5 protein-coding genes are annotated in these 6,117 nt (G+C 72.3%); all 5 read left to right on the forward strand.

Annotated features, from left to right (window positions below):
- Positions 1–182: 182 nt before the first annotated feature.
- The 5 genes from ACZ63H_RS38255 to ACZ63H_RS38275 all read left to right on the forward strand — a co-directional run bounded on the left by ACZ63H_RS38255 (position 183) and on the right by ACZ63H_RS38275 (position 5,909).
- Positions 183–1,742 carry an ABC transporter ATP-binding protein gene (locus ACZ63H_RS38255; RefSeq protein WP_469873074.1) on the forward strand — a complete coding sequence of 520 codons (1,560 nt, stop codon included), beginning with the start codon at positions 183–185 and terminating at the stop codon, positions 1,740–1,742.
- On the forward strand, positions 1,739–2,866 hold the full coding sequence (locus tag ACZ63H_RS38260; protein ID WP_469873072.1) for an ABC transporter permease: 1,128 nt from the start codon (positions 1,739–1,741) through the stop codon (positions 2,864–2,866). Before ACZ63H_RS38255 ends, ACZ63H_RS38260 begins: the two co-directional genes overlap by 4 nt.
- The gene (locus tag ACZ63H_RS38265) at positions 2,866–4,152 is read left to right on the forward strand and encodes an ABC transporter permease (RefSeq protein WP_469873073.1); all 1,287 of its coding nucleotides are present in this window, start codon (positions 2,866–2,868) and stop codon (positions 4,150–4,152) included. The genes ACZ63H_RS38260 and ACZ63H_RS38265 overlap by 1 nt, the downstream gene beginning before the upstream one ends.
- Complete coding sequence (locus ACZ63H_RS38270; protein ID WP_467943496.1) at positions 4,149–4,553, forward strand: cytidine deaminase; 405 nt, start codon at positions 4,149–4,151, stop codon at positions 4,551–4,553. Before ACZ63H_RS38265 ends, ACZ63H_RS38270 begins: the two co-directional genes overlap by 4 nt.
- A 78-nt stretch (positions 4,554–4,631) precedes the next feature.
- The gene (locus ACZ63H_RS38275) at positions 4,632–5,909 is read left to right on the forward strand and encodes a thymidine phosphorylase (RefSeq protein ID WP_469873075.1); all 1,278 of its coding nucleotides are present in this window, start codon (positions 4,632–4,634) and stop codon (positions 5,907–5,909) included.
- Positions 5,910–6,117: the final 208 nt, after the last annotated feature.

A 6,117-nucleotide genomic window follows, 5' to 3' on the forward strand; every position in this document is an offset into this window, starting at 1 on the left:
AAGACCCCCTCCCGGATGCGGTCCCCCCCCCCCCCCCCCCCCCCCCCCCCCCCCCCCCCCCCCCCCCCCCCCCCGGGCCATAACAATGTGTCAACTCTACGCGTGTAGCGCGGAGTTGGCGCGCTAGCGTCGCCGACGCCCTGCCCCCTCCCCGCAGCCTCTTTCCCCGAGGAGAGTGCGCCATCAACGCGTCCAGCCCGCCCGCTGCCGTCGAACTGCGCGGCATCACCAAGCGTTTCCCCGGCGTCGTCGCCAACCGCGACATCGACATCACCGTACGCACGGGCACCGTCCACGCCCTGTGCGGTGAGAACGGCGCCGGCAAGTCCACCCTGATGAAGATCCTCTACGGCATGCAGCAGCCGGACGAGGGCACCATCACGGTCAATGGCGAGCAGGTCGTCCTGCACAACCCCGGCGACGCCATCGCCCGCGGCATCGGCATGGTGCACCAGCACTTCATGCTCGCCGACAACCTCACCGTGCTGGAGAACGTCGTCCTCGGCGCGGAGAAGCTGTACGGCATCGGGGGCCGGGCCCGCGCCCGGATCAAGGAGATCTCGGACGCGTACAGCCTGAACGTCCGGCCCGACGTCCTCGTGGAGGAGCTGGGGGTCGCCGACCGCCAGCGCGTGGAGATCCTGAAGGTCCTCTACCGCGGCGCCCGCACCCTCATCCTCGACGAGCCGACCGCCGTGCTCGTGCCGCAGGAGGTCGACGCGCTCTTCGACAACCTGCGCGAGCTGAAGGCCGAGGGCCTCACCGTCATCTTCATCTCCCACAAGCTGGGCGAGGTGCTGTCGGTCGCCGACGAGATCACCGTCATCCGGCGCGGCACCACCGTCGGCACGGCCGACCCGCGCACCACCACGCCCCGGCAGCTCGCCGAGCTGATGGTGGGCAGCGAGCTGCCCACCCCGGACACCGAGGAGTCCACCGTCACGGACGTCCCCATGCTGACGCTGGACGGCCTGCACCTGACGCAGACCGGCCTCGACGGCATCGAGCGGGTCATCCTCGACGAGATCTCCTTCACCATCCACCGGGGCGAGGTCCTCGGCATCGCCGGCGTGGAGGGCAACGGCCAGTCCGAGCTGGTCGAGGCGATCATGGGCATGCGGCAGCCCGACTCCGGCGTCATCACGCTCGACGGCGCGGACGTCTCCGCCGCCGCCACCCGCGACCGCCGCCGGGCCGGCATCGGCTACATCCCCGAGGACCGCCACCGCCACGGCCTGCTCCTCGAGGCGCCGCTGTGGGAGAACCGCATCCTCGGCCACGTCAGCGAGAAGCCCAACTCGCGCGGCGCGCTGCTCGACATCAAGGCGGCCCGCGCCGACACCGAGCGGATCGTCGCGTCGTACGACGTCCGCACCCCCGGCATCGACGTGACCGCGGCCTCGCTGTCCGGCGGCAACCAGCAGAAGCTGATCGTCGGCCGCGAGATGAGCCACCACCCCAAGCTGCTCATCGCCGCCCACCCCACCCGCGGCGTGGACGTCGGCGCCCAGGCCGCCATCTGGGACTACATCCGCGAGGCCCGCCGCGAGGGCCTGGCCGTGCTGCTGATCTCCGCCGACCTCGACGAGCTGATCGGCCTCTCCGACACCCTGCGGGTGATGTACCGGGGCCGCCTGGTCGCCGACGCCGACCCCGCCACCATCACCCCCGAAGAGCTGGGCTCCGCCATGACGGGTGCGGCCACCGGCCACCTGGAGCACACAGAGGACGACGAGCGATGAACAAGCTGACCTCACGCATCGACAAGGAGCGGCTGGCCCTCGGCATCGCCGCGCCGCTGCTGGCGGTCGTCGCCGCGCTCGTCGTCACCGCCCTGGTGATCCTCGCGACCGGCAAGAACCCCGGCGCCGCGTTCAGCGACATGATGACCTACGGCTTCGCCAGCGACAGCCAGGTCTACATCCTGAACAAGGCCACCACGTACTACCTCGCGGGCATCGCGGTCGCCGTCGGCTTCCGGATGAACCTGTTCAACATCGGTGTCGACGGCCAGTACCGGCTCGCCGCGTTCATCGCCGCCGTCCTCGGCGGCGCGCTGGCCGTGCCCGGCTGGATCGCCATCCCGCTGATCATCGTCTGCGCCATGGCGACCGGCGCCCTGTGGGCGGCCATCGCCGGTGTGCTGAAGGTGACCCGGGGCGTCAGCGAGGTCATCGCGACCATCATGCTGAACTCCATCGCCACCGCCGTCATCGGCTACCTGCTCCAGCCCGAGCGGCTCGGCGAACTCCAGCAGGGCGGCACCCTGGTCTCCACGAAGCCGCTGCCGTCGTCCTCCTTCTTCTTCAGCATCGACACCGGCCCGGCCGGCGTGCTGGACGGCTTCATCGTCGTCGCCGTGATCGTCGGCCTCGCCTACTGGTTCGTGCTCGGCCGCACCCGGTTCGGCTTCGACCTGCGCACCGTCGGCCAGTCCGAGAGCGCCGCCGCCGCGAGCGGTGTGTCGGTGAAGAGGATGGTCGCCACCAGCATGATCATCTCGGGTGCGGTGGCCGGTCTGATCGGCATGCCCACCCTGCTCAACGAGAGCCACCAGTACGACAACAGCTTCCCCACCGGGATCGGCTTCACCGGCATCGCCATCGCGCTGCTCGGCCGCAACAACCCGATCGGCATCGCGCTCGGCGCCCTGCTCTGGGGCTTCCTGGAGCGCACCACCAACCACCTGGAGTTCCAGGGCTACGACAAGGAGATCCTCGGCGTGATCCAGGGCGTCATCGTCCTGTGCGTCGTGATCGCCTACGAGGTCGTCCGACGCTACGGCCTCAAGCGCCAGCAGCAGCGGGTCGGCGCGGAACTCGCCGCCCAGGCCGCCGCCCCGACGAAGAAGCAGGAGGTGGCGTGATGACTGCCACGATGACCGACACGCCGCCGCCCGCGGCGCCCAAGGCGCCCGGCGCGCCCCAGCGCACGGGCCGCTCGCTCGGCCAGGTCCTCATGATCGTCGCCGGCGCCCTGCTGCTCCTCGCGGCCGTCCGGATGATCACCGACTCCAACCAGCTCGACTCCTCCGGCCAGGTCGCCGCCGCGCTCGGTCTCGCCGTGCCGATCGGCCTCGCCGGTCTCGCGGGCCTGTGGTCCGAGCGGGCCGGCGTGGTCAACATCGGCCTCGAAGGCATGATGATCCTCGGCACCTTCGGCGCCGGCTGGGTCGGCTGGCAGTCCAGCCCCTGGCTCGGCCTGCTGTGCGGCGTCGGCTTCGGCGTCCTCGGCGGCCTGGTGCACGCCGTCGCCACCATCACCTTCGGCGTCGACCACATCGTCTCCGGTGTCGCCGTCAACCTGCTCGCGCTCGGTGCCACGCAGTACCTCGCCAAGCTGTTCTTCGCCGACGGCGACGCCGCCCAGGAGGGCGGCAACCCCAAGCAGTCCCCGCCCGCGGACTCGCTGCCCGACATCACCGTCCCCGGTCTGTCGGACGGCCTCGCCTCCATCGAGAAGCACCACTGGTTCCTGGTCTCCGACCTGGCCGGCATCGTCGGCGGCCTGGTCACCAACCTGTCCGTGATCACCATCGTGGCGGTGCTGCTGTTCGTCGGCAGCTGGTGGCTGCTGTGGCGCACCCCGTTCGGGCTGCGGCTGCGCTCCTGCGGCGAGAACCCGGTCGCCGCGGAGTCCCTCGGCGTCAACGTCTACCAGTACAAGTACGCGGCCGTCGCCGTCTCCGGCGGCCTGGCCGGCCTCGGCGGCGCGTTCCTCGCGCTGGTCACCTCGCACACCTATCTGGAGGGCCAGACCGCGGGCCGCGGCTACATCGGCCTCGCCGCCATGATCTTCGGCAACTGGCGGCCCGGCGGGCTGGCCATGGGCGCGGGCCTGTTCGGCTACTCCGACGCCCTCCAGCTGCGCAACGGCGGCGTCACCGTGCACGCGCTGCTGCTGCTCCTGGTCGTCCTGCTCGCGCTGCTGGCCGGCTGGAAGCTGTACAAGAAGGCCGTGGTCCAGGGCGTGGTCAGCGCCGTCACGGCCGCGCTGGTGCTGGTCTGGTACCTCCTCACCGACGAGGTCCCGAGCGACTTCGTGGGCGCCACCCCCTACGTCGTCACGCTGCTCGTGCTGTCGCTGTCCGCGCAGCGGCTGCGGATGCCGAAGGCGGACGGCATGCGCTACCGGAAGGGCCAGGGCAAGTGACCCGCGACGAGGGCGCCTTCGACTGGGAGCCGCTGCGCGCCCGGGCCCGGGAGGCCATGGCCCACGCCTACGCCCCCTACTCGGGCTACCCGGTCGGGGTCGCGGCCCTGGTCGACGACGGCCGCACGGTCACCGGCTGCAACGTCGAGAACGCCTCCTACGGCCTCGGCCTGTGCGCCGAGTGCGGCCTGGTCTCCGAGCTCCAGCGCACCGGCGGCGGCCGGCTGACGCACTTCACCTGCGTCGACGGCGCCGGCGCCCTGCTGGTCCCGTGCGGCCGCTGCCGCCAGCTGCTCTACGAGTTCGGCGGCCCGGACCTGCTCCTGGACACCCCCGCGGGCGTGCTCCCGCTCTCCGAGATGCTGCCCCAGGCCTTCGGTCCGGACCATCTCACCCAGTAACGCCGTACGGCCCCCCTGCCTCCCGAGCAGGGGGGCCGCACACTTCGCACCTCCCGGAAGGAAGCCCCAGCCATGGCCATGGACGCCATCTCCGTCATCCGCACCAAGCGGGACCGCGGCGAGCTGACCGACCAGCAGATCGACTGGGTCATCGACGCGTACACCCGCGGCGAGGTCGCCGACGAGCAGATGTCCGCGCTCGCCATGGCGATCCTGCTGAACGGCATGAACCGCCGCGAGATCGCCCGCTGGACGGCGGCCATGATCGCCTCCGGTGAGCGCATGGACTTCTCCTCGCTCTCCCGCCCGACGGCCGACAAGCACTCCACGGGCGGCGTCGGCGACAAGATCACCCTGCCGCTGGCGCCCCTCGTGGCCGCGTGCGGTGCCGCCGTCCCCCAGCTCTCCGGCCGGGGCCTCGGCCACACCGGCGGCACCCTGGACAAGCTGGAGTCCATTCCCGGTTGGCGCGCCCTGCTCTCCAACGAGGAGATGCTGGACGTCCTCGACACCACCGGCGCGGTGATCTGCGCGGCGGGCGACGGCCTGGCCCCCGCGGACAAGAAGCTGTACGCGCTGCGTGACGTGACCGGCACGGTGGAGGCCATCCCGCTGATCGCCTCCTCGATCATGTCCAAGAAGATCGCCGAGGGCACCGGCTCGCTGGTGCTGGACGTCAAGGTCGGCTCGGGTGCCTTCATGAAGACGATCGAGGACGCCCGCGAACTGGCGTCCACGATGGTGGGCCTCGGTACCGACCACGGCGTGAGGACGGTCGCGCTGCTGACGGACATGGCCACCCCGCTGGGTCTCACCGCGGGCAACGCCCTGGAGGTCCGCGAGTCCGTGGAGGTCCTGGCGGGCGGCGGCCCCGCGGACGTGGTGGAGCTGACGCTCGCGCTGGCCCGCGAGATGCTGGACGCCGCCGGGCTGAAGGACGCCGACCCGGCGAAGGCGCTGGCCGACGGCTCGGCGATGGACGTGTGGCGCCGGATGATCGCGGCCCAGGGCGGCGACCCGGACGCCCCGCTGCCCACGTCGCGGGAACAGCACGTGGTGAAGGCCCCGGCCACCGGCGTCCTGTCCCGCCTCGACGCCTACGACATCGGCATCGCCGCCTGGCGCCTGGGCGCCGGCCGCGCCCGCAAGGAGGACCCCGTGCAGGCGGCGGCGGGCGTGGAACTCCACGCCAAGCCCGGCGACCGGGTGACCGAGGGCCAGCCCCTGCTGACCCTGCACACCGACACCCCGGAACGCTTCGAGTACGCCCTCCAGGCGGTGGCCGGCTCCTACGACATCGCGGCCCCCGGCACCGACGTCCGGACCACCCCGGTGGTCCTGGAACGCATCGCCTGACCTGCGGTCCCCTCGTCGGGTGACGGGGCCGGCGGACCTCCGCCGGCCCCGTCCGGCGTTCTCGGACCGGTGACGTCCCGAGGGGAACCGCTCCTCGTCCCGTGGACCGGCGGTCGGGGGGGGGGGGGGGGGGGGGGGGGGGGGGGGGGGGGGGGGGGGGGGGGGGGGGGGGGGGGGGGGGGGGGGGGGGGGGGGGGGGGGGGGGGGG

It is taken from the genome of Streptomyces sp. NPDC104831 (genome assembly GCF_055583025.1).